Raw genomic sequence first — 23050 nt, forward strand, 5'->3', positions numbered from 1 at the left:
GGTGGGCTGAACGATGCGCGGGCGGCCCGCAACCACAGGTTCGAAACCAGATACGGGAGACTAATCGTTGGCTCGCATCACACTGAGACAATTGCTCGATCACGCCGCCGAATACGGCTATGGCGTGCCGGCCTTCAACATGAACAACATGGAACAGGGCCTCGCCATCATGGAGGCTGCCGAGGAGACTAAGTCCCCGGTCATCCTGCAGGCGAGCCGCGGCGCCCGTGCCTATGCCAATGACGTGGTGCTGGCCAAGCTGATCGACGCGCTGGTCGAGATCCATCCCGACATCCCGGTCTGCATGCATCTCGACCATGGCAACAACGAAGCCACCTGCGTCACCGCGATCCAGCACGGCTTTACCTCGGTGATGATGGACGGCTCGCTCACGGAAGACGGCAAGTCGCCGGCCGACTATGCCTATAATTCCGGTATCACACGGCGCGTCGTCGACATGGCGCATTGGGGCGGCGTGTCGGTGGAAGGCGAGATCGGCGTGCTGGGCTCGCTCGAGAGCGGCGGCGGCGAGCAGGAAGACGGCCACGGCGTCGAAGGCGCGATCAGCCACGACCAGCTCCTGACCGATCCGGTGCAGGCCGAACAGTTCGTGCGCGACACCCATGTCGATGCGCTGGCGGTGGCCATGGGCACCAGCCACGGCGCCTATAAATTCTCGCGCAAGCCCGACGGCGCGGTGCTGGCGATGAACGTGATCGAGGAGATCCACCGCCGCTTGCCGAACATGCATCTGGTCATGCACGGCTCATCCTCGGTGCCGGAGGACCTGCAGGAGATCATCAACAAATATGGCGGCCAGATGAAGCCGACCTGGGGTGTCCCGGTGGAGGAGATCCAGCGCGGCATCAAGCATGGCGTGCGCAAGATCAACATCGACACCGACAACCGCATGGCGCTGACCGGCGCGATCCGCAAGGTGCTGACCGAAAATCCCAGCGAGTTCGATCCGCGCAAATATCTGACGCCGGCGATGGCGGCGATGAGGAAGCTCTGCAAGGAGCGCTTCGAGCAGTTCGGCACCGCCGGCAATGCGCCGAAGATCAAGCCGCTGCCGGTTTCGGACATGGCCAAGCGCTACAAGTCGGGCAGTCTCGATCCGAAATTCGCCTGAGTTCGATCGGGTTGCATTTCATGGACAGGAGCCACGTGGACTCCTGTCCGATCTCTATCCGGCTTTCGGCAGCAGGCCAGGCCTGCCGGTCTCGATGAACGGTGCCCAGAAGTCGACCGACTCGCGGATCATGGCGACCACCTGATGGTCGACCGGCTCGCGCTCGCGGAAGGATAGTTCGAGGCAGATTTCGTTGTCGGTGCCGCCGCCGCGTCGCACCGTCTCCAGCAGCTTCTCAGGCGTGATGCGGCCGTCCTTGTTGTAGGCCGCGGTGAATGGCCAATGGCCGCCCTTGTTCATCGACGATTGCTTGATGTGGATGATCGGCGACTTCAGAGGGAAAGCTTCGGCCCAGGCATAGGGATCGATGTCGGCCGGATTGGAGGAAGTGACGTCGCCATGGTCGATGTCGACCATCATCTCCAGCGGAATGGCCATGCCGGCCGCGTCGATCGCCTCCTGCAGCATCCGGCAATTCTCGATGGTGTGGCCGAATTCGCGACCAACCGACATCGGCTCCCAGAATAGATAAGTCAGGCCTGCCGCCCGGGCGTGCTCGGCGACCTCGCGCCAGCAGTCCAGCGCGATGTCGAACAGCCTGGCGCGACGGGCGGGGTCGTCATAGTCCCGATGCGTGAAGATGGCGAACTGCGTGCCCATGCCGTCGGCGCCAAGCTCGGCCGAGATATCGGCGAACGTCTTGAACCAGTCGACATAGTAGCGGCGCACATCGGCATCCGGATGGCCGAAATGGTTAAGCCGGCCATAGGGGCCGGTCATGCCGGAGGTGACGCGCACGCCGGTGCGATTCAAGGCGTTGCGGTACAGGCGGACGAACTTGACGATCGTCGCCGCCGGCCAGCCTGGGTTGACGAATTCATGCGTGAGCTGAACGTCGCGAATGCCGATCTCATAGGCGACGGTATCGATCAGATCGTCCGGCTCGGCGAAGCGGTTGACCAGCGGATTGGTGTTGAGGGAGAGCGTGAAAGGCAAGGTCGCGATCCCTTCAACGCTGGCGCGGAACAGGGGCAATGAGCGCCATCAGCCTGCCCTCGCCTGCCGGCTCGCGCACCAATGCTCGAAGGCCGCCTTCTCCTCGGCGGACAAATGCAGGCCATGCTTGGTGCGCCGTTCGAGAATGTCGGCCGCGTCTTCAGCCCATTCCTGTTCGAAGAGGTAGTTCGCCTCGCGCTCGAAGAAATCCTTGCCGAAGCACCGCCCAAGTGCGGCGAGCGATCGGGCGCCGCCGACCACGGACCGCGTCCTGGTGCCGTAGAGCCGGCCGTAATGCTTGAGCAGCGATGCCGGCATCCATGGATACTCGTTTGCGAGGCTGCCAAGAAACTGTTCGAAGTCGGCATTGGCGATGTCGCCGCCCGGCAGATGCGCCTTCGCGGTCCACGCTTTGCCCATGCGGGGAAAGAACGGTGCGATCCTGTCCAGCGCATGCTCGGCGAGTTTGCGGAAGGTGGTGATCTTGCCGCCGAAGACGGAGAGCAGCGGCGCCTGCGCGTCCGGCGCGTCGAGTTCGAAAATATAGTCGCGCGTCACCGCGCTCGGATTGTCGGCATTGTCGTCATAGAGCGGCCGGACACCGGAGAACGAATGGACCACGTCGCCCCGCGCAAGGCCGCGCTTGAAATAGCGGTTGACCACTTTGATGAGGTAATCGATCTCGCTCTCATCCGCTCTCACATCCTCGGGCCGGCCCTCGTAGGGGATATCGGTGGTTCCGATCAAGGCCAGATCGTTCTGGTACGGATTGATGAAAATGACGCGCTTGTCGTTGTTCTGGACGAGATAAGCCTGCCTTCCCTCCCAAAATTTGGGTACGACGATATGGCTGCCCTTGACGAGGCGGACATTGCGCCTGGAGTTCTGGCCGGCAACGCGGTTGACGATGTCGTTGACCCAAGGGCCGGCGGCATTGATCAGCGCGCGGGCCCGTACACTGGTTTTGATGCCGGTCCTGACGTCGCGCATCTCGACAACCCAGAGGCCGCCCTCGCGGCGGGCCGCGGTGCAGGCGGTGCGGGTGAGGACCTTCGCTCCCCGTTCGGCGGCGTCGAGCGCATTGATGACGACGAGGCGGGCATCGTCGACCCAGCAGTCCGAATATTCAAAACCGCGCTTGAAGCCGTCCTTGATCGGCGCCCCCTCGGGCGCTGTGCGCAGATCGAGCGTCCGGGTGGCGGGCAGCCGCTTGCGGCCGCCGAGATGGTCGTAGAGGAAGAGGCCGAGCCGCACCAGCCATGCCGGCCGGTCGTCCGGGCTGTGCGGCAGCACGAAGCGCATGGGCCAGATGATGTGCGGCGCCGATTCCAGCAGCACCTCGCGCTCGATCAGCGCCTCGCGCACCAGGCGGAATTCGTAATATTCGAGGTAGCGCAGACCGCCATGGACGAGCTTGCCCGAGCGCGAGCTGGTGCCTTCGGCGAGATCGTCCTTTTCGCACAGGATGACGGAAAGCCCGCGGCCGGCGGCGTCGCGCGCGATGCCGGCGCCGTTGACGCCGCCGCCGATGACGAAGAGGTCGACGATGTCAGGGCCGACGCTCATCTTGCCGTCACCCCGCTGCCGAATTCTCGCATCATGGCCATCGCTCTCAGCACGGATTGACCGGAGGCAGGCCGGCCAGGTAGCGGCGCACTTCCTCGGCGGCCTGCTCGGCGGCATAGGTCACGGTGCGCACCGAAGCGCCGGCGATATGCGGCGTCAGCGTCACGTTTGGCAGCTGCAGCAAGGGCCAGTCCGAGGGCACCGGTTCGACCGCGAAGGTTTCCAGCATGGCGCTGGCGATCTGCCCTGAAACCAGCGCCTCGTAGAGTGCGTCGTAGTCGACCAGCGGGCCACGCGCCGTATTGACGAAGATCACGCCCGGCTTCATCCGCGCGATGGTGTCCTTGCCGATCAGACCGCGTGTCTCCTGCGTCACCCGCGAATGCAGCGTGACCACATCGGAGCGCGACAGGAGGTCGTCGAGCGCAACCAGTTCGACGCCAGCGTTGCGATCCTCGGCGCTCAGTTGCACATAGGGATCGCTGACCAGGACGTGGCAGCCGAAGGCGCGCAGCAGGCGCACCACCTTCGTGCCGATATTGCCGTAGCCGACCACGCCGACGGTCATTTCGCCGAGTTCGCGGCCGGTGCGGTCGGCGCGGTAGAGATCGCCGCGCCATTCCCCCTTGCGCAAGGCCTCGTGGCCGACCCGGATCAGCCGCGTCTCGGCAAGGATGGCGCCGATGGTGAACTCGGCCACGGCCGTGGCGTTGCGGCCGGGCACATTGACCACGGTGATGCCATGCGCCCTAGCCGCTTCCATGTCGATGTTGATCGGGCCGCCGCGCGACACCGCGACCAGCTTGAGCCCCGGCAGACGCCGCATCATGCCTTCCGACAGGGGCGCTAGCTGCGTGACGAGGATTTCGGCATCGCCGATGAAATCGACGACCTCGTCGGGCTGGCCAAAATATTCCTTGACCTTGTCGAGGCCGAGCGCGGCGTTGCCGAACTCCATCGGCTCGTCGGGCCAGGCCGTCTGCAATGTCCTGATATCGAGGTCGCCACCGGCGACCTTTTCGACTTTGGCGCGAAACACCTCCGGCAGCATGAAGTTGTCGCCAATGATCGCTATTTTCCTCAGCATACTCGACTTCTCAATCTTCCTGCGATGTCGCCATGGAACGCCAGACCGGCCGCAGGGCCTGGTGCGCCAGCATGTAGGACGGGGTCATCCTGTCGTAGATCGCGGCGAGGCCCGGGTCGCTCGGCTCGGCCTCGCCGAGCAGCGGCGTCACCCATTCGCCGACGCATTCGTCCATGGAGGCGTATTGACCGACGCAGACCGCGGCGATCATTGCGGCACCCGCGGCACCGGCCTCCTCGCGCGCGCTGGTGCGCGTGTCGGCACCAATGGCGGCCCCCAGGATCTTGCGCAGCGCCGGGCTTCTGGCGGCGCCGCCGGTCAGGCGAATTTCGCGAGGCAGCGGGCCCATGGCGGCGTAGCAGTCGCGCGCCGCGAAGGCCAAGCCTTCGAAGACGGCGCGCACCAGATCGGCGTAGCCGTGGCGCGACGAAATGCCGACGAAGCCTGCCCTGGCGTTGGCATCGACGAACGGTCCCCGCTCGCCGGCTTCCGACACGTAGGGCTGGTAGAGCAGCGAAGCTGGCCGCGTGGCCGCGATCCAGGCATCGACCAGCGCGATCATCTCGCCATTGCTGCGGGTTATGCCTTGCGAGGCGAGGATGCCCGAAGCGAGGCCAAGCACCCAGTCGATGTTGAGCGTCGCCGCCATGTTGGACTGCATCTGCGCGAAGACGCCCGGCGCCGGCATCGCCATCGTGTAACCGGTCGCCGCTTCGTTGAGCTGCACATCATCCGGGGTCTCGGCCAGCCGCATGTGCATGCCGGTGGAACCGATGATCGAGCAGCCGGGCTTGCGTTCACGGTCGAGGAGGCCGGCGCCGAGCGCGGTGCAGACGACGTCGACATAACCGAGCACGACGGGTGTGCCGGCAAACATGCCGGTGACGTCGGCGGCGGCCGGCGACAGTCCGGCGCTGTGCCTCGTGCCGTCGACGATCGGCGGCAGCAGGTGCCTGAGATCGGCGACGCCGAGGACGTCGAGCACCTCCCCACTGTAGTCACGGGTGCGGAAGTCGCCGAAAGTGAAGGTCCCTTCGGACGGATCGGTGGCGCGTTCGCCGGTCAGCTTGAAATAGAGCCAGTCCTTGCAATGGAACGCGGTCGCCGCCTTGCCGAGCATTTCGGGCATGGTGCGCTTCATGAAGGCGAACTGCGAGCCTTGCTGGCAGGCGGCAAGACCGCTGCCGGTCTTTTCGAAGCGCAGCCGGTCATCGGGCCGCGCACGGATTTCTTCGACGATGCCGGCGGCGCGCGCGTCGAGCCAGAGCCAACCCTTGGCCACCGGCTCGCCCTTGCCGTCGATCAGCCAGGTCCCGTCGCCCTGCCCGGTCACCGCGATGGCGACGGTCCGGCTGGCGAGATCGGGCACCTTGTCGGCAAGCTGGCGCAGGGTCGTGGCGGCATCGGCCCATGTGCGGGACAGATCCTGTTCGGCGCCGCCGCCCGGCAGCGTCTCATAGTGGTTCGGCGTTGCCGCGGCCGCGATCTGGCGGCCCTTCGTATCGAAAGCGATGGACTTGATGACAGAGGTGCCGGCATCTATGCCGATCAGTACGTCGCGCATCACGCGAGCTCCATGCCGTGCGAGATCGCAATGCCGCTCGCTTGGTCAAAGACGTGCAGGTTTTTGGGATCTATGCTGACATTGATCGGCGCGCCGAGGTCGAGCCGGGTGCGGTCATGCTCCACCAGTACCAGCGAGCCGCCGGCGAAGTCGGCGGCGATGTGGGTCTGGTCGCCGAGCCATTGGTTGGCCGAGACCCTGGCCGGAACACCCTCCTTCGAGCGCCGGACCGCGTAGGGCCTGATGCCGATAACCACCCGCTCACGGCTGAGCAGCTGGTCGCGAACCGGAGCGCTGAAGGCGTCCTTGTCGTAGTCGAGCGACAGCCCGTCGGGCAGCCTGAGATTGATGCGGCCGGCGGCCGTGCCGACAAAGGCCTCGAAGACGTTCATCGGTGGCTCGCCGACGAACGTGCCGGTGAACAGGTTCGCCGGGCGCTCCTTGATCCGGTCCGGCGTGTCGAACTGCTGCAGCACGCCACCCTCCATCACCGCGATGCGGTCGGCCAGCGCATTGGCCTCGGTCTGGTCGTGGGTGACCAGGATCGCGGTCAGGCCGCGCTCCTTGATGAAGTGCTTGATGCGGCCGCGCAGCACGGCGCGAAGCTGCGGTTCGAGCTGGCCCATCGGCTCGTCGAGCAGATGCAGGTCGGCCTCGCGGATCAGCGCCCGGCCGAGGCTGGCGCGCTGCTGCTGGCCGCCGGAAATGGAGCTGGGATAGCGCTCCAATATGTCCTCGATCTCCAGCAGCTTGGCGATGCTGGCGACCTTGGCGTCGACCTCGCTCCTGGGCAGCCGGGCGGCCTTGAGCGCGAAGGCCATGTTCTCGCGCACGGTGAGCGGCGGATAGAGCGAATAGCCCTCGAAGGCCATCGCCACATTGCGTTTGACCGGCGGCAAGGTGTGTACCTTGCGGCCCGCGACCGCGATCGCGCCGCGCGACACCTCCTCGAAGCCGGCAATCATGCGCAAGGTCGAGGTCTTGCCGCAGCCCGAAGAGCCGAGCAGCGCCACGATCTCGCCCTTGCCGATCTCCATCGTCAGGTTCTTGACGGCGTGAACGCCCCTGTCGATCGGGCCATAGAATTTGTCGACGCCTGATATGGTGAGCGCGCTCGGGCTCATGCCGCTTCTCCGTTGCGCAGTTTGACGACATTCCTGGCGCCGATGCGCTCGCCGCTCGCCCGATCGAACAGCAGGGCGCTCCTGCCGTCGACGGCGATATGCGCCTTGCCTTCGCTGCGCCCCGGCGTTCCGGCCGGGCGCGAGACCAAAATTTCACGGCCGCGCACGGTGCGCACCAGCGTGACGATCTTTTCGTTGAGCGGCGTCTCCGCCTCGACGGTCACCGGAATGGCGCCGGGTTCGTTCTCGCCAACGAAATGCAGGGCCTCGGGTCTCAGCCCGATGATGCAGTCGCGGCCGATGGCGGCCTCCGGAGCATCGGTGAGATGGACCTGTACATTGGACAGGCCGACATAGACCCCCCGGGCATCGCGCGCGGGCTTGACGTCGAGCAGATTGATGGTCGGATCGCCGAACAGCCGCGCGATCTCGACGTTGGCCGGCTCACGATAGATCTGCTCGGGCGTACCAAGCTGCCTGATGACGCCTTGCGACATCACCGCGATGCGGTCGCCGAGCGCCATGGCTTCCTTGTAGTCCTGAGTAACGTAAACGACGGTGGCGCCGCGATCGGCGAGCAGCCGCGGCAGTTCGAGCCGCATCTCGAAACGCAGCTTGGCGTCGACATTGCGCAAGGGATCGTCGAGCAGAAGGAGCGGCGGCGAACCGACCAAAGCGCGGGCAAGGGCCGTGCGCTGCTTCTGGCCATTGGAGAGAGCGCGCGGCTTGTGGCTCAGCACATGGCCGATCTTCAACAATTTGGCGACGCTCTCGACCCCGGCCTTGATCGCGCTCTGCGACGAGCGCTTGGCCGCCAGCGGCGTCGCGATATTGTCGAAAGCGCTCATATGCGGAAACAGCGCGAAATTCTGGAACGCCATGCCGACGCCGCGGAATTCCGCGTCGACATCGGTCATGTCCTCGCCGCCGATAAGGATCTTGCCTTCGTCCGGATCGATGACGCCGGCGACCAGCCGCAAAAGCACCGTCTTGCCGGCGCCCGAGGGACCAAACAGCACCAGCGTCTCGCCATCGGCGACCGTCAGCGACAGATTGTCGAGGACGGTCTGGCTCTTGTAGCGCTTGACGACGTTTCTGAGTTCGAGGCTGGCCATTTCTATCCTTTCACCGCGCCGAGCGACAAGCCCTCGACCAGATAGCGCTGTGCGTAAAGGGCGAGCGCCAGCGTAGGCGTGATCGACAAGACGATGGCCGCCGAAATCTGGCCGTACTGGATGCCCGATGAAGTGATGAAGGCCAGCGCGCCGACCGTCACCGGCTGCTTGTCGGCCGAAGCCAACACCAGCGCGAAGACGAAATTGTTCCAGGCGAAGATGAAGGCGAGCAGGCCTGCCGCCGCGATGCCGGGGCCGGCGAGCGGCAGCGCGATCTTGCGGAAGGTGGCGAACCAGGAATGGCCGCCGATGCGGTAGGCATATTCGATGTCGGCCGGAATGTCCTCGAAATAGCCGCGCACGATCCACAGGATCAGCGGCAGGCATATCAACTGGTAGACCCAGATCAGGCCGATATAGGTGTTGGCAAGGCCGAGCTTCTGGAAATAGAGGGTCAGCGGCAGCAGGACCAGAAGTGCCGGCGCGAACTTGAACGACAGCAGCGTGAAGGCGATGTCCTCCGAACCGCGGAATTTGTGACGCGCGAAGGCGTAAGCCGCCGGCACGCCGAGCAGCAGCGAAACGGCGACCGAGGTCACCGACAGGAACACCGAATTCCAGAGATTGCGCATGAAGGCGATGTCGAGCGTGCCGGCGGCGGTCATCAGCTTGCCGGTGATCAACGCCGTGTAGTTGGCGAGCGTCGGATCGAAGATGAGCTGCGGCGGGATGCGCAGAATGGTCTCGTTGGTCTGGAACGACATCATGAATATCCACAGGATCGGGAACATGAAGAAGATCACGACCAGCGTCAGTGCCGCGCCGCGCAGGATGCGTTCGAGAAGCGAGGTATGTTCCATCGCCGCCTCCTATGCCTGGCCGCGGGCGCGTTCGCGCAGCCTGAGCCAGTTCTTGATGAAGATGTTGGAGAGGAAATAGGTGATCGCCCACAGGATGATCATGAGCGCCGCCGAGCGGCCGACATTGGTCGACTGGAAGAAGTTGAGATAGGCCTCGACCTGGAACACGGTCAGCGTGTCGCCCGGCCCGCCTTGGGTCATCGCGTAGATGATGTCGAACTGCTGAATGGAATCGAGCAGCCGGAACAGCGTCGCTGTCAGGATGTAGGGCGTCAGCATCGGCAGCGTGATGCGGAAGAAGACGAAGCTCCTCGGCACGCCGTCAAGCGCGGCGGCCTCGAAGGGCTGCGTCGGCAGGCTGCGCAGCCCAGCGAGCAGCAGGATCATGATGAATGGAGTGTAGACCCAGATGTCGACCAGCACGACGGTGAACAGCGCCGTCGACGGCGACGACGCCCAGCGAAAATCCTGCAGCCCGATGAGGCTGGCGAGATAGCTCAGCACGCCGAAGCCCGGATTGGTCATCAGCTTCCACATCAGTGCCGCCAGCGCGGGTGCCGTCATCAGCGGCATCAACAGCATGATCGAGATGAAGTTGTTGAGTGTCGAGCGCTTCTGCAGCAGCAGCGCGATGGCGAGACCGAGAAGCAGTTCCAGCACGACCGTGGTGCCGGCATAGAGCAGCGACACTTTCAACGTGTTCCAGAACTTCGGATCGGTGAAGAAGGAGATATAGTTGTCGCCCCAGTTGAACTGGCGCGCCCAGGGCTGGCTCAGACGATAGCGTTGGAACGAATAGACCACCGAGGTCAGGAACGGGATCAGGATGCCTATGCAGACCAGCAAGGCCGGCAGGCTGAGAACATAGGGCAGCACCCGCTTGCTGATCCTGAAGCCGGATGGCTTGAGCCTTTGCGATACCACCGCAGTCATCGAGCTGCTCCGTTGTTGCTGTCGCTTCGCCCTGCCGGCCGCCCAAGGGAGCAAGGCGGCCGGTGGGGCGAAATGGCACCTTTCGGCACCGCATCGCAAACATGAAAGATGTGGCGAGGGCCGAACCGCCAAGCAGGCCGGCCCTCGTTGCGACTTAACCGAGGCCGGCTTCCTTGAGCTGGCCGTTGATGCTCTCGGCGAGCTTGTCGAGGCCCTCGTCGACCGGCACTTCCTTGGACACCATCTTCTGCAGCGTCGCCGCCCATTCGGTGGTGAGATCGAAGAAAAGCGGCTGCGCCGTGAACTTGATCGAGGCGCCGGGTGCCGAGGCGTCGAACATCTCGACATAGCCCGGATAGCTCTTGTTCAGCTTCTCGCGGAAGACCTCATCCTTCCAGACCGACTGGCGGACTGGGTTGACGAAATCCATCTTGGTGGCGCCGAACAGCGCATGCTCGGGTCCGGAGGCCCATTGCATGAAGTACCATGTGGCGTCCTTGTCCTTGGAGAAGTTGGACATCGACAGCGACCAGATCCAGATGTTCGGCGTTGGTGCCTTGGCCTCCGGATTCGCCTTGAAGGCGGCGAAGGCAAGCTTGCCGGCCATCTTGTTGTCGCCGCCATTCATGAAGTAGCCGAGGATATCGGCGTCGAAGATCATCGCCGAGGCGCCGGCGCCGAGATCGGTTCCGACCTGGTACCACGTATAGGTCGACCAGTCCTTCGGGCCGCTCTGCTGGATCATCTGCACCCACTGCTTGTGGAAAGCCTTGGATTGGGCGGTGTTCATGGCGGCCGACAATTTGCCGTCGGCCGACACATTCAGGTCCTTCTGGTCGAAATTGGCGTAGGCCGACAGGAACCCCGGGTGAATGGTCGCCCAGGAGCGTGAGCCGCGCACACCAATGCCGTAGACGCCGCCACCGACATCCTTGGTGAGCTTGGCGGCAGCGGCCACCATCTCGTCCATGTTGCCGGGAACCTTGACGCCCGCCTTGTCGAACATCGCCTTGTTGTAGGTGATGTTGTTCTGCTCGAACCCCCACGGAATGCACCACTGCTTGGCGTCTTCCGATCCCAAAGCTCCGCCCGGCTTGCCGTTCCATGCGCAGGAATTCTTGACGCCTGGCAGGAAGTCGTCCCAAGCATAGTTCGGGTTGGTCTTGGCCGGATCCTTGATCCATTCGTTGAGGTCGGTGATCCAGCCGGCTGGGCCATAGGTCCAGGTCATGTACGCGCCGGTCATGAAGGCGTCGTATTCGGGCGAGCTCGCCGACAATGCGGCCGTCACCTTGTCGAAATAGACGTCTTCGGGGAATACGTCGTAGACGACGTTCATGCCGGTCAGCTTCTTGAAGTTCTCAAGATTGGCGATCATGGCGTCGGCATATGGATGCTTGTTGAGCAAGAGCTTGATGGTCTTGCCCTTATGCGCCTGCCAGTCGAAGTCCGCGGCGAGCGCGCGGGTCTGGCCCAGGTTGAGCAGCGTGCCGGCGGTGCCGGCGGCGAGGCCCATGGCACCCAGGCCCTTGATCAGTCCACGACGGTCGACTTGTCCGCGCAGGAAGGCGTCTATCAGGTCTTTCTCTTTCTCATGCATTTCGTCTTCTCCTCCACAGGGTAGTTTCAACTGGACTGTTGCCGGCTACCCGACCGGCGTCTCTTCCACGAGCGATCGCGCCGTGCGCTCGTCCGTTATCAGGCCCTCGAGATAGCGCCCCTCCAGCACCGACTTGATGGCGCGAACCTTGATCCTGCCGCCGGCGACGGCGACAATCCGGCGGCTGGCGATATCCTCGCGCGCCAGTGCCAGCGCCCGGTTGGAAACGGTCGTCGCCACTGCCTTGCCGGCCTCGTCGAAGAAATGGCCGAGCAATTCGCCGACACCGCCATTGCGACGGATCTCCTCCATCTCGCCCTTCTCGATCATGCCGGTGGCGACAAGCGAAGCCTCGCGTTCGGCGGTGCCGATCCCAGCAAACAGCAGGTCGGCCGATCTGGCGAGATCGAAGACCTCGCTGATCCCCTTCTGGCCCAGCAGCACGATGCGGTCATCCGCCGTGTTGGCGAACATCGGCACCGGCATCACATAGGCTTCGGCACCGGTGCGTTCGGCGAGACGGTGGATGACATCATGCGGGTTGGCCGAGAATTTCCGGGTCAGGCCACCAAGCAGCGACACGAAACGGATGCGGTCGGTGGTGGTGCGCGGCAGATATTCCACGCAGGCCGCGAGCGTGCGGCCATGGCCGACGCCGATCAGCGCCTGCTCGCCGCGCTCGATCTCGCGCTTGAGGAACTGCGCGCCGGCGATGCCGAGCGCCTTGAGCGGCAGATCCTCGGAATCGAAATCCGGGACCACCTCGCAATAGTCGAGGCCGTAGCGGCGGGACAATTCGTCCTCGAGCTCGACGCATTCCGACACTTCGCCGTCGATATAGACCTTCACCAGCCCTTCCTGGTTGGCCTTGGTGATGAGGCGGTGCGCCTTGAGACTGGTCAGCCCCAGCCGCTTGGCAACCTCGGACTGGGTCAGGCCGCCGGCGTAATGAAGCCACGCGGCCCGCGCCGCCATGCTGGCATCGTCGTCCCGAAAAAGGCCGTTTCCAAAACCAACCACGTTTCCGTCCCGATGATATTTTTATCAGTTGCTGCAAAATTTTTCACATGGCTTGGCCGAAGTCAAGCGCCACCTTCAAATGGCGTCGCGTCTGGTCGGCTGCCGCGCGACGGTTCGGCCGGGCACCTCAGGAGGGCAAGAGGTTCTTACTTCTTCGCCAGCGTGGACGTGCTTCGTCTGCCGCTTGGCGTGCTGACCGGCGTCGGCTTCATCGGCGGCGACGCCATCCTTCGGCGCGGCGATCTCTGACTGGGATCACCACCGCGGCCACCATGTGGATCATGACGATGATCGGACTTGCCTTTGGCGGGGCCAGTTTGGTCTTGCGGCAATTGCAACCGTGCTGACGCTACTGACACTTCAGGTGTTGAAATGGGTCGACCTCAAGTTGCCGCGCGACCACTATGCGGTCCTGTCGGTTTCCTGGGCAAAAGGATCCCCACCTGACCTTCCCAAGAGGGTGCGGCCGCTCGGCTATGGCGCGTGCCTTGCCAAGGTCGAGAATCACTCCAGCCGCGACCGCTTCGTGTACTCGTTCAATCTCGAATGGAGACAGCCCGATGCGACCCGAACCCTAGACGGCAATCCTGGCACTGGTCGCCCGCGAATGCGAGATCGAGCGATTCGAGCTCATCGGCGAGAAGGCGTCCTAAAGAGCACCGTTTCCGGCCCTGGCACGCGACAGATACCGCGGGTCGCCTGCCCGGGAGTGTTAATTCGAACGGAAGGCTACTGCAAGGTCCGTGCGGCGGACGGCATGGAATGGCCATGTGCCATGCCGGCATCGGCATCACCCTCGCCGAGCGAACGATCGAGGCCCGTCGCCACCACCGAGACCCTGAAGCGGCCTTCCATGCTCTTGTCGAAGATGGCGCCGACGATGATGTCGGCGTCCTCATAGACCTCTTCACGGATGCGCGTGGCCGCCTCGTCGACCTCGAACAGGGTCATGTCCCGGCCGCCCGAAATCGACACCAGCACGCCCTTGGCGCCCTTCATCGACATTTCGTCGAGCAGCGGATTGGCGATCGCGGCTTCCGCCGCCTTCATCGCCCGGCCGTCGCCGGAGGCCTCGCCCGTTCCCATCATGGCGCGGCCCATGCCGCGCATCACCGATTTGACGTCGGCGAAGTCGAGATTGATCAGGCCTTCCTTGACGATGAGGTCGGTGATGCAGCTGACGCCGGAATAAAGCACCCTGTCGGCGATGACGAATGCATCGGCAAAGGTGGTCTTGGCATCGGCGATGCGGAACAGGTTCTGGTTGGGGATCACGATGACGGTGTCGGCGGCTTCGCGCAGCCGCTCGATGCCTTCTTCCGCCATCTGCATGCGGCGCCTGCCCTCGAAGGTAAACGGTTTGGTGACGACGCCGACCGTCAGGATGCCGGCCTTGCGCGCCGCCTGGGCGATGATCGGGGCCGCACCGGTTCCGGTGCCGCCGCCCATGCCGGCAGTGACGAAACACATGTGGGTGCCGGCCAGATGATCCATGATCTCGTCTAGCGATTCTTCGGCCGCGGCACGGCCGATCTCGGGCAACGAGCCGGCGCCAAGGCCTTCCGTGACGTGGGCGCCAAGCTGGATCAGCCGCGTCGCCTTCGACATGGTAAGCGCCTGGGCATCGGTGTTGGCGGCAATGAACTCGGTTCCCTGAAGCTGTTCCACGATCATGTTGTTGATCGCGTTGCCGCCGCCGCCGCCGACGCCGATCACGGTGATCTTGGGTCTCATCTCGGAGATTTCCGGCTTCTTGAACTCGGCCATGCCTGCTTCTCCTTCGCCAATTGCGTGCGCTTCACGACCCACAAGCAGACTGCCTACAAGACATTGCAATCGAGCGGCATGACGCGAATCAGTCCGTTCGGATGGGTGCCCCAAAAAGCCAGAGAGCGGCCGGACGTGCAAGTGCGTGAAGGTCAAGTTTTGTGATGAAGAGGCCGAGTTGCGAGAACGACTGTCCGGTTTCGCACGATCGCGATAATGTCGTCGTCGATCAGGCACGAAGCGGATGCCTGCGATGGATGCGTAGAACTCGCATTGCCGATGGCCATCGATGGCTGAGCGAGATTCCTACGGACTTCGTCAGCAATCAAGGCCGTGGGGTATATACGACCTCCAGACCCAAAGGTTTGAAAGCATTGTCCAGTTTGCCATCGATGAGATTGCGACAGCCGGGATCGCGACGCGGATTTTCGCGGCGATGAAGCGCCCCGTCGACCACGGCGCCATGGCCGTCTCAGGCTATACCGTTCCCTGGCATACAGCGGCCGGAACACCGGTCGCCCTTCATGTCTCGGCGTCGCGGCAGGTATGCCACGTGCACGTCGTGCGGCTCGACACGCCCGCGGCCGAGCCGATGGGCTGGCGCGTCGAGCCGACGGGAAATGCCGTGTCTCACCGCGATTTCGATCACGGATCCTTCCTGAAGATCGCGGCGGCGGAACTTGCCAAGGCCACCGAGATCGAAGGCGTCGCCTTCGAAGTATACTTGACCCGCAACGATGGCGCCCGCGTGCTGTTCGAAAGCGGGAACCTGCGCCTCGGCTTGCAGGACGGGCGGCTGATGTCAGCCGCCGACGGCAACTCGCTCGATAGCGGCGTGGTCTTGCCGGCAAACACCTGGCTCAAGGTCGAGATTTCGTCGAACGACGGCGCGACCGTGCTGCGGATCGACTCGGACGATCTCCTGTCGCCGTTTCGCGTGGATCATCGATTCGACCTGCCGTGGCGGCCCCTGACCGGTGACATGGTCTTCGGCACCAGCACGGCAAACGATGTAAGGTCGCTGAACGCCAAGTTCTCGGCGATCTCGCTGCGAACCGCGGCCGGTCGTATCGCCTGGATTTTTCCGACCCTGCTGCCGAGCGGCCCGCTCGCCTCGACACGCACCGATCGCGTCCTCTTGCTGGAGACGATCAACCAGCCCGCCTTCTGCATGACCTCACGCCGTTGGGATGGGTCGAGCTTTGATCCCCGCTTGGTGCCATCGCATTACGACGCCGTGCATTGCCATGACGACGACATGGGCGCGTTGGGCTGGCCCCCCTCTTATCATCTGCAGATCCCTGCCGATGCCTCTGCCGGCGTCTATGCCTTCGAAGTCAGCCATGACGGTGGATCGGAGCGCATCGTCTTCTTCATCACCTCGACGGCACGCCGGGCACCGCTGCTGTTCCTGGTGCCGACGGCCACCTATCTCGCCTATGCCGATGAATTCCTACCGGCGCATCTCTACGAATGGATGTGCGAGGATCGCGGCCATCGCTTCGCGATCGATAACAATCTGAAGTCGCTCTACGACTATCACAGCGATCTCAGCGGCGTGTCGATCTGTTCCACGAGGAAGCCCAAGGCGACGCTGCGCGACGACTACAATTATCCGCTCTGCGGCTGCCCGCACAACCTGCCCGTCGACCTGCATTTTCTGCGCTTCTGCCACAAGAATGATATCGGCTTCGATCTCATCACCGACCGCGACCTGCACGAACTGGGTCTTGCCTGCCTGCAGGGCTACGAGGCGGTCATCACCGGCAGCCATCCCGAATACATGTCGGTCGAGATGGAGCATGCGCTGCGCCAATTCGCGGCGGCGGGTGGCAGCATCGCCTATCTCGGCGGCAATGGTCTTGCCGGCAAGGTGGCGTTCCAGGACGATCTGATGGAATTGCGCCGCTCGCCGCTCGAGGCGGGCCGGACCTGGGACGGCTCTATCGCCGAACAGTCACTGTCGATTACCAACCAGCCGGGAGGGTACCTGCGCGCCAGCGGGCGCGGCGAGTTCTCGCTGACCGGCGTCGCCATCTCGCTGATGGGGTTCGACGGCGCGCGGCCCTTCACACGCACGCCTCAAAGCCATGAAGCTTCCGCTGCATGGCTGTTCGACGGCGTCACCAGCGAGACCTTCGGCGACGAGGGCATCGTGCTTGGAGGAGCCGCCGGCTACGAGGTGGATGCCACCGACCCGCATCTGGGCACATCCCCCGACACCATGGTCATTGCGCGCGCGACCGGGTTCCCGGACAGCTTCATCCATGACGCCACGCGATGGTACGAAGGAGGTGACAGAGAGCGCGAAGGGCGCCGTTGCGCGGAGATGACGCTGCGCCATCTGCCCTCGGGCGGCCTGATCTTCTGCGCGAGTTCGGTCGCTTGGTGCGGCGCCTTGCCTGTGGGCGATGCCATGAACGACGTCGGCCGGATCACCAGGAATTTGCTGACGCATATGGCATTGGAGAAGAGCGGGCCGGTTCCGGATCGATAGGCGGAAAGGAAGGCAGCCCGCCGCACCGCGCCGGCTCCTGCGGTTGGCTTGCCGCGCAACGATCGAAGCGTCTATCATGCTCGATCAATCGGCGGCTTGGGTGTTCCCGCCGTGCCAGGCCTAAGCTTTGTCCGCGGCGCGTGTCGTCAGGTCATTTTCAGAACGGATGAAGGTGCGCCCCGCCAATGGCCGGCAGAACACATTTCGGTTTGACCGCCGTAGACACCGTGCCCTTGCACGAGAAGGTCTATCTGGAGCTTGTGCGAGCCCTGATGTCGGGCCAATTCCTGCCCGGCCAGAAGCTGACCTCGCGCAAACTCGCCAAGGAACTCGGCACCAGCGACATGCCGGTGCGCAGTGCCTTCATGCGGCTGCAGGCATTGCGGGCACTGAGCCCGATGCCGAATGGCAGCGTCGAGGTGCCGGTGATCTCGGCCGAGCGGTTCTCGCAATTGACCGCCGTGCGCACACTGCTCGAAGGCCCGGCAACCGAACTTGCGACGAAACTGATCAACGGCAACAATCTGCGGACGATCCGACGCCATTGCACGGAACTGACCCTGACGGCCAGCAAAGGCGATATTGGCGACTATCTCAGGAAGAACCACGATTTTAAATTCTCGATCTATCGCCATTGCGGCAACGAGCAGATGATCTTCCTGATCGAGACGGTGTGGATGCAGGTCGGCCCGTTTCTCAGAAACCTCGCCATGGGATTCGAGGACGACCTCTCCTCCATTCTGGATATCGACTATCACGAGGAAGTCGTTGCCGCGATCGAGGCGCAGGACGGTGGGCGAGCGCGGGCGGCCATCGTTCGCGACATCGACGAGGGTGCTGCCCATATCCTGCGGCAGGTCAGATTCCCGGAAGCGAGGAGCTAGACCGGTGTCTCCTGGCCCCCCGATGCCGCTTGGCTTTCCCTTGCCTTGTCGCTATGTTGCGATCGCAGATCGCGCAATTGGTTCCTGAAATGCCTCCCGACATACCGGCTAATGACTTGAAAAGATGAAGGAAAATTTCCGACCTATGTCGGAGATGCCTTCATGAACTCGTCAGCTGCTTTGTCGTAGAAAATAGGGTGCTCGCCTCAGACGCGACACCGCAGGGAACCAGAGGTTTGAAATTGAGCGATGCAATTAAGGACGTTTTGAACTGGCTTGAAAGCCGAAGCGACATCCTGAGCCTGAGGGCCGCGGTGTGCGACCTCAACGGCATCATGCGGGGAAAACGCATCCCCGTCGAGCAGGCCCGCAAGGCGCTGGAGGGCAAGCTGCGCATGCCCTACTCGCTGATCGGGCTCGATGTCTGGGGCGAGGACATCGAAGGCAACAGCCTGGTCTTCTCGACCGGCGATGCCGACGGTCTTTGCCAATGGACGGGTCGCGGCATTCTGCCGGTGGAATGGACGGCGCATCCGACGGCGCTCGTCCCGCTCTGGCTCGCCGATGAGAGCGGAGCGCCCTATCTCGGCGACCCCCGGCGGGCACTGGCCCGCATCCTCGATCGCTACAAGGCGCTCGGCCTCACTCCTGTCGCGGCGACCGAACTGGAATTCTACCTGGTCGATCCGCAATCACAGCGGCCGGTCGGGCCCGTGTCCCCGGTCACCGGGCGGCGTCTCGATTCCGACGCGGCGCTGTCGATCGACGAAATCGACGATTTCGAAGCCTTCATCCACGACATCTATGAAGCCTGCCGCGCGCAAGGCATTCCCGTCGATACGGCCATCGCCGAAAACGGCGTCGGCCAGTTCGAGATCAACCTGAACCATGTCGCCGACGCGTTGCGGGCGGCCGACGATGCGGTGTTGTTCAAGCGCACGGTGAAGGGCATTGCCCGCAAGCACGGCTTTGCCGCCTGCTTCATGGCCAAGCCCTATGGCGACCGCGCCGGCAACGGCTTCCATGTCCATTTCAGCCTGGTCGATGCCGATGGGCGCAACGTGTTCGACGACGGCACCGACCAGGGTTCCGACACCATGCGACACGCGGTCGGCGGGCTGCTGGCGGCGATGGCCGAAAGCACGCTGGTGTTCGCGCCGCATTTCAATTCCTACCGAAGGCTGCGCCCGAGATCCTACGCGCCGACCGCGGTCGCCTGGGGTTACGAGAACCGCATGGTCGCGATCCGCATCCCCGGCGGCCCGACCGGCGCGCGCCGCATCGAACATCGCGTCTCGGGAGCCGACGCCAACCCCTATCTCGTGCTTGCCGCCATACTGGGTGCCGCGCTGATCGGCATCGAGAAGCAGATGTCGCCAGGCGACCCGGCGGGGAATGACGGGCAAGGCGTCGCCCCGGCCAAACTGCCGCCGGACTGGGCGTCCGCGATCGCAACCTTTGAAGGCGGGACGCATGTGGCGGAGATCTTCCCGGCGATCCTGCGCGACTCCTTCGTCGCCTGCAAACGCCAGGAATTGAATACGTTTGCCCTCAACGTGAGCGATTTCGAGGTCGAGACCTATCTCGAAAGCGTCTGAGGCCTCTACGACGAGCGCTCGGCCTTCAGCACCGTGACCGCGGCCTCGCTGTTGTGAACGTAGTCGTTGGCGTCGGGCTGCTTCTGAACCAGCAAGATGAACAGAAGGTCGGTCAGCGTCAGCTGGGCGTCGCGCGCGGTGATGGAGGAAGAGCGCGCACGTTCCTCGTCAGCGAGGGTGTAGAGGCGGATGTCGGCGACGCGGCTCAGCGGATTGTCGTGCAGGCCGGTGACGGCGATCACCGTCGTGCCACGCTTGCTGGCAAGTTCGGCGATGCGCAAGGTTTCGATACTGGCGCCGGAATAGGACAGCGCGAACAGCACATCGTCAGGCCCGAGCGTCGAGGCGTTGGCCATCTGGATGTGGCTGTCGCTGTCATGCAGCACATTGCGGCCGAGCTTCATCAGCTTGTAGGAAAAATCACGTGCCACTAGCGAGGAAGCGCCGACGCCGACCAGATGGATGCGCCGCGCGCCATCCAGCAGGTCCAGCGTCCGGGAGAGAATGCGCTCGCTGTTGGCGGCCACGGTCTGCTGCATCGACAGCAGCTTGCTGCCGATCAGCTTCTTCAGGATGACCGGAAAACCGTCACCCACCTCGATCGAGCCGTGGATGACGCCGGCCGGCACCTGCCAATCCTGCGCCTTGGCCTCGCTGACGGCGAGCTTGAGCTCCTGGTAGCTGGCATAGCCGAGCTTCTGGCTGAACTTGACGACGCTAGACTGGCTGCGGCCGATCTCGGCCGCGAGTGCGGCCGTCGACAGCCGCAGCATCTGGTCGGGATTGCCGATAATATAACGGCCTATCTCGCGATCGCCGGGCGCCATGCCGTCGAGCTCGGCACTGATCCTGCTTAAGACGGACACGGAAATCCCTCGCTCTTCCTTGCAAGAAGAGGAATAAATTATTCCAATTTTGATTGACAGCCAAGAACGCAGAATTAATTCTCGACTTGGCCCGGGGTCGTCGCTCGGGATTCCCGGGCAGGTCACCGGATTGGCCGTCAAGGTTCCAGCCATGGACAGATTGCGGATCGTCGGCGGACAGAGACTGCAGGGCGCGGTCACCATTTCGGGCGCCAAGAATGCCGCTTTGCCGCAGATCGCGGCTGCGCTGCTCAGCCCCTATCCGCTGGAATTGACCAATCTGCCCTATGTGACCGACGTCGAAAACATGCTCGGCGTGGTGCGACTTCACGGCGCCGAAATCACCCGGGCCGCCCATGCCGCCACCATCGACACAAGTACCGCCGTTTCCAAGGAGACGTCCTACGACACGGTTCGGAAAATGCGGGCGACGGTGCTTGTCCTGGCGCCGTTGCTGGCGCGGTTCGGCCATGCCCGGGTTTCGCTGCCGGGCGGCTGCGCGATCGGCGCGCGGCCGGTCGACATGCATGTCGCCGCACTCGCCGCGCTCGGCGCCAGGATCGCCGTCGAGAACGGCCTGATCGTCGCCGCGGCCCCGAACGGGCTGACCGGCACGCGCATCGTGCTCCCCTCGCCATCGGTGGGGGCGACGGAAACCGCGATGATGGCGGCGACCGCGGCCAAGGGCGAAAGCGAGATCCTGAACGCGGCGCGCGAGCCGGAAGTAGCCGATCTCGCCGCTTGCCTCGTTGCCATGGGCGCGCGCATCGAGGGCGCCGGCACGCACCGTATCCTGATCGCGGGGGACACCAGCTGGCATGCCGCCAGGCATGACATCATCCCCGACCGCATCGAGGCCGGCACCTATGCCATCGCGGCCGCAATCACCGGCGGCCAGCTCGAACTGACGCATGCCCGGCTCGAGCACATGGCCTCTGTCGTGCAATTGCTGGAGGCTACCGGCGTCAGCGTCTGGCCAGGCGATCGCGGTCTGATCGTCTCGCGCGACCGACCGCTCAAGGCCGCGGATCTGACGACGGAACCTTATCCGGGCTTTCCGACCGACCTGCAGGCGCAGTTCATGGCGCTGATGTGCTGCGCGCAGGGTGCGTCGCTGCTGCGCGAAACCATCTTCGAGAACCGCTTCATGCATGTGCCCGAACTGATGCGGCTCGGCGCCAACATCAAGCTGCAAGGCACCATGGCGCTGGTGCGCGGCGGCGAGAAATTGCACGGCGCGCAGGTGATGGCCACCGATCTGCGCGCTTCGGTGTCTCTGGTGCTGGCCGCGCTGGTCTGTGAAGGCGAGACGACAATCAACCGCGTCTATCACCTCGACCGCGGCTACGAGCAACTGGACCGCAAGCTGCGCCTATGCGGCGCCGACATCGAGCGGCTGGGCGCATGAATACCGAAGCGGATTATTTTCTCGGCGTCGATGGCGGCGGCACCGGTTGCCGCGCCCGTGTCGAGGACGCGCAAGGCACGGTGCTGGGACAGGGCCTGTCGGGGCCGGCGACGACGCGGCTCGGGGTCGAGGCAGCCTGGGCCTCCATCGCCAAAGCTTTCGGCGCGGCGATCGAGGAGGCAGGTTTCGCGCCAGCCGAAACCGCCAAGATCCATGCCGGCGTCGGACTTGCCGGCATCGGCCGCAGAGGCGCGCTTGAGGCGTTGCGGGCAATCGCGCACCCCTTTTCCGGCATCGACTTCGTCAGCGACGGCATCGGTGCCTGCCTTGGCGCGCATTCCGGCCAGGACGGCGCCATCGTCATCGCCGGTACCGGCTCGATCGGCCTCGGCTTCGTCGAGGGCCGCGACCTGCGCGCCGGCGGCTACGGGTTTCCGATCTCCGACGAGGGCAGCGGCGCCGACCTTGGACTGAAAGCCGTGCAACTGGCATTGCGCGCCCATGACGGCCGCCACGAGCGCACGGCGCTGCTGGCGGAGGTCATGCAGCGCTTCGCGGGCGACCCAATGGAGGCCGTCGCCTGGATGGACCGCGCCAGCGCCACGGACTATGCCGCGCTTGCACCCATGGTGATGCGCCATGCCGACCAGGGCGATCCCGTTGGGCGCCGCATCGTGCAAGGTGCCGCCGAACAGATCGACACGCTGGTGCGAGTGCTGTTCGAGAAGGGCGCGCCGCGCGTGACGTTGCTGGGCGGCCTCGCCAGCCCGCTCGAACCATGGCTTTCTCCCGATGTGCGCCGCCGCCTGAAGCCCGCCGACGGCGACGCCGTATCCGGCGCGATCATTCTTGCCAAGCGGTCGGTTTGCAAGGGATAGCCACATGGATAGGAATAAAATATTCCAAACCTCTGTTGACGATGTGAATATCAAATTCTAAAAAGTTAACAAAGAAAAACTGCGATGACGGACCAAGGACCGTCCGCACTGGTTGCCAGACGAGTGTTGCCGGGCGCCGTGCGGCAGACTTTTTG

The 23050-nt window shown here is 64.0% G+C and carries 19 protein-coding genes; 7 read left to right on the top strand and 12 right to left on the bottom strand.

All coding sequences use genetic code 11. From position 1 onward, the window contains the following. The first annotated feature begins 67 nt into the window (after nucleotides 1–67). Nucleotides 68–1132: a class II fructose-bisphosphate aldolase gene (gene fba / locus X742_RS161225; RefSeq protein WP_023771104.1), complete on the top strand. Its 1065-nt coding sequence runs from the start codon at nucleotides 68–70 to the stop codon at nucleotides 1130–1132. A gap of 54 nt (nucleotides 1133–1186) precedes the next feature. On the opposite strand, the gene X742_RS161220 is transcribed toward fba, so the two are convergent. The 10 genes from X742_RS161220 to X742_RS161175 all read right to left on the bottom strand — a co-directional run bounded on the left by X742_RS161220 (nucleotide 1187) and on the right by X742_RS161175 (nucleotide 12997). Further along, the gene (locus tag X742_RS161220) at nucleotides 1187–2128 is read right to left on the bottom strand and encodes a TIM barrel protein (protein WP_023771105.1); all 942 of its coding nucleotides are present in this window, start codon (nucleotides 2126–2128) and stop codon (nucleotides 1187–1189) included. A 48-nt stretch (nucleotides 2129–2176) separates the two neighbouring features. After that, nucleotides 2177–3694, bottom strand: coding sequence for a glycerol-3-phosphate dehydrogenase (locus X742_RS161215; protein WP_023771106.1), 1518 nt, complete (start codon nucleotides 3692–3694; stop codon nucleotides 2177–2179). Nucleotides 3695–3740: 46 nt separating this feature from the next. Next, nucleotides 3741–4781, bottom strand: a complete 1041-nt coding sequence (locus X742_RS161210; protein WP_023771107.1) for a 2-hydroxyacid dehydrogenase — start codon at nucleotides 4779–4781, stop codon at nucleotides 3741–3743. Nucleotides 4782–4791: 10 nt separating this feature from the next. Continuing rightward, nucleotides 4792–6345: an FGGY-family carbohydrate kinase gene (locus X742_RS161205; RefSeq protein WP_023771108.1), complete on the bottom strand. Its 1554-nt coding sequence runs from the start codon at nucleotides 6343–6345 to the stop codon at nucleotides 4792–4794. Continuing rightward, complete coding sequence (locus X742_RS161200; RefSeq protein ID WP_023771109.1) at nucleotides 6345–7469, bottom strand: ABC transporter ATP-binding protein; 1125 nt, start codon at nucleotides 7467–7469, stop codon at nucleotides 6345–6347. The genes X742_RS161205 and X742_RS161200 overlap by 1 nt, the downstream gene beginning before the upstream one ends. Next, nucleotides 7466–8584 (bottom strand): ABC transporter ATP-binding protein, encoded by a 1119-nt coding sequence (locus X742_RS161195; protein ID WP_023771110.1) that lies wholly within the window; start codon nucleotides 8582–8584, stop codon nucleotides 7466–7468. The genes X742_RS161200 and X742_RS161195 overlap by 4 nt, the downstream gene beginning before the upstream one ends. Nucleotides 8585–8586: 2 nt before the next feature. Continuing rightward, entirely contained in the window at nucleotides 8587–9444 is an 858-nt protein-coding gene (locus tag X742_RS161190) for a carbohydrate ABC transporter permease (RefSeq protein WP_023771111.1), read from the bottom strand. Nucleotides 9445–9453: 9 nt separating this feature from the next. Then, complete coding sequence (locus X742_RS161185; protein WP_015318968.1) at nucleotides 9454–10377, bottom strand: sugar ABC transporter permease; 924 nt, start codon at nucleotides 10375–10377, stop codon at nucleotides 9454–9456. Between the two features lie 154 nt (nucleotides 10378–10531). Continuing rightward, nucleotides 10532–11977, bottom strand: a complete 1446-nt coding sequence (locus X742_RS161180) for an extracellular solute-binding protein (protein ID WP_023771112.1) — start codon at nucleotides 11975–11977, stop codon at nucleotides 10532–10534. 45 nt (nucleotides 11978–12022) lie between these two features. After that, the gene (locus tag X742_RS161175) at nucleotides 12023–12997 is read right to left on the bottom strand and encodes a sugar-binding transcriptional regulator (RefSeq protein ID WP_023771113.1); all 975 of its coding nucleotides are present in this window, start codon (nucleotides 12995–12997) and stop codon (nucleotides 12023–12025) included. Between X742_RS161175 and X742_RS1000000175540 the strand changes: the two genes are divergently transcribed. After that, nucleotides 12926–13246 (top strand): hypothetical protein, encoded by a 321-nt coding sequence (locus X742_RS1000000175540; protein ID WP_245273867.1) that lies wholly within the window; start codon nucleotides 12926–12928, stop codon nucleotides 13244–13246. The genes X742_RS161175 and X742_RS1000000175540 overlap by 72 nt on opposite strands. A 480-nt stretch (nucleotides 13247–13726) precedes the next feature. On the opposite strand, the gene ftsZ is transcribed toward X742_RS1000000175540, so the two are convergent. Beyond that, a complete protein-coding gene (ftsZ, locus tag X742_RS161170; protein ID WP_023771114.1) occupies nucleotides 13727–14764 on the bottom strand; it encodes a cell division protein FtsZ in 1038 nt (345 codons plus the stop codon). A 436-nt stretch (nucleotides 14765–15200) separates the two neighbouring features. On the opposite strand from ftsZ, the gene X742_RS161165 reads away from it, so the two are divergent. From X742_RS161165 to X742_RS161155, 3 genes are all read left to right on the top strand, one after another. After that, nucleotides 15201–17261 carry a N,N-dimethylformamidase beta subunit family domain-containing protein gene (locus tag X742_RS161165; protein ID WP_023771115.1) on the top strand — a complete coding sequence of 687 codons (2061 nt, stop codon included), beginning with the start codon at nucleotides 15201–15203 and terminating at the stop codon, nucleotides 17259–17261. Between the two features lie 185 nt (nucleotides 17262–17446). Continuing rightward, the gene (locus tag X742_RS161160) at nucleotides 17447–18145 is read left to right on the top strand and encodes a GntR family transcriptional regulator (RefSeq protein WP_023771116.1); all 699 of its coding nucleotides are present in this window, start codon (nucleotides 17447–17449) and stop codon (nucleotides 18143–18145) included. Nucleotides 18146–18387: 242 nt separating this feature from the next. Next, nucleotides 18388–19743, top strand: a complete 1356-nt coding sequence (locus X742_RS161155; protein WP_023771117.1) for a glutamine synthetase family protein — start codon at nucleotides 18388–18390, stop codon at nucleotides 19741–19743. A 5-nt stretch (nucleotides 19744–19748) separates the two neighbouring features. On the opposite strand, the gene X742_RS161150 is transcribed toward X742_RS161155, so the two are convergent. Continuing rightward, complete coding sequence (locus X742_RS161150; RefSeq protein ID WP_023771118.1) at nucleotides 19749–20609, bottom strand: MurR/RpiR family transcriptional regulator; 861 nt, start codon at nucleotides 20607–20609, stop codon at nucleotides 19749–19751. 151 nt (nucleotides 20610–20760) lie between these two features. Between X742_RS161150 and murA the strand changes: the two genes are divergently transcribed. Both murA and X742_RS161140 read left to right on the top strand, forming a co-directional pair. Next, nucleotides 20761–22017, top strand: a complete 1257-nt coding sequence (gene murA, locus X742_RS161145) for a UDP-N-acetylglucosamine 1-carboxyvinyltransferase (RefSeq protein WP_023771119.1) — start codon at nucleotides 20761–20763, stop codon at nucleotides 22015–22017. After that, the gene (locus tag X742_RS161140; RefSeq protein ID WP_023771120.1) at nucleotides 22014–22895 is read left to right on the top strand and encodes an N-acetylglucosamine kinase; all 882 of its coding nucleotides are present in this window, start codon (nucleotides 22014–22016) and stop codon (nucleotides 22893–22895) included. The genes murA and X742_RS161140 overlap by 4 nt, the downstream gene beginning before the upstream one ends. Nucleotides 22896–23050 lie beyond the last annotated feature (155 nt).

This window comes from Mesorhizobium sp. LNHC229A00 (genome assembly GCF_000502415.1).
In the GTDB taxonomy this organism is placed as follows: domain Bacteria; phylum Pseudomonadota; class Alphaproteobacteria; order Rhizobiales; family Rhizobiaceae; genus Mesorhizobium.

Bases quoted from the DNA above. Each gene is read 5' to 3' on its own strand.
- X742_RS161195 (WP_023771110.1), bottom strand. From the start codon at position 8,584: ATGGCCAGCCTCGAACTCAGAAACGTCGTCAAGCGCTACAAGAGCCAG.
- X742_RS161200 (WP_023771109.1), bottom strand. From the start codon at position 7,469: ATGAGCCCGAGCGCGCTCACCATATCAGGCGTCGACAAATTCTATGGC.
- X742_RS161165 (WP_023771115.1), top strand. From the start codon at position 15,201: ATGAAGCGCCCCGTCGACCACGGCGCCATGGCCGTCTCAGGCTATACC.
- X742_RS1000000175540 (WP_245273867.1), top strand. From the start codon at position 12,926: ATGAAGCCACGCGGCCCGCGCCGCCATGCTGGCATCGTCGTCCCGAAA.
- X742_RS161185 (WP_015318968.1), bottom strand. From the start codon at position 10,377: ATGACTGCGGTGGTATCGCAAAGGCTCAAGCCATCCGGCTTCAGGATC.
- murA (WP_023771119.1), top strand. From the start codon at position 20,761: ATGGACAGATTGCGGATCGTCGGCGGACAGAGACTGCAGGGCGCGGTC.
- X742_RS161180 (WP_023771112.1), bottom strand. From the start codon at position 11,977: ATGCATGAGAAAGAGAAAGACCTGATAGACGCCTTCCTGCGCGGACAA.
- X742_RS161190 (WP_023771111.1), bottom strand. From the start codon at position 9,444: ATGGAACATACCTCGCTTCTCGAACGCATCCTGCGCGGCGCGGCACTG.
- X742_RS161215 (WP_023771106.1), bottom strand. From the start codon at position 3,694: ATGAGCGTCGGCCCTGACATCGTCGACCTCTTCGTCATCGGCGGCGGC.
- ftsZ (WP_023771114.1), bottom strand. From the start codon at position 14,764: ATGGCCGAGTTCAAGAAGCCGGAAATCTCCGAGATGAGACCCAAGATC.
- X742_RS161205 (WP_023771108.1), bottom strand. From the start codon at position 6,345: ATGCGCGACGTACTGATCGGCATAGATGCCGGCACCTCTGTCATCAAG.
- X742_RS161140 (WP_023771120.1), top strand. From the start codon at position 22,014: ATGAATACCGAAGCGGATTATTTTCTCGGCGTCGATGGCGGCGGCACC.
- X742_RS161210 (WP_023771107.1), bottom strand. From the start codon at position 4,781: ATGCTGAGGAAAATAGCGATCATTGGCGACAACTTCATGCTGCCGGAG.
- X742_RS161160 (WP_023771116.1), top strand. From the start codon at position 17,447: ATGGCCGGCAGAACACATTTCGGTTTGACCGCCGTAGACACCGTGCCC.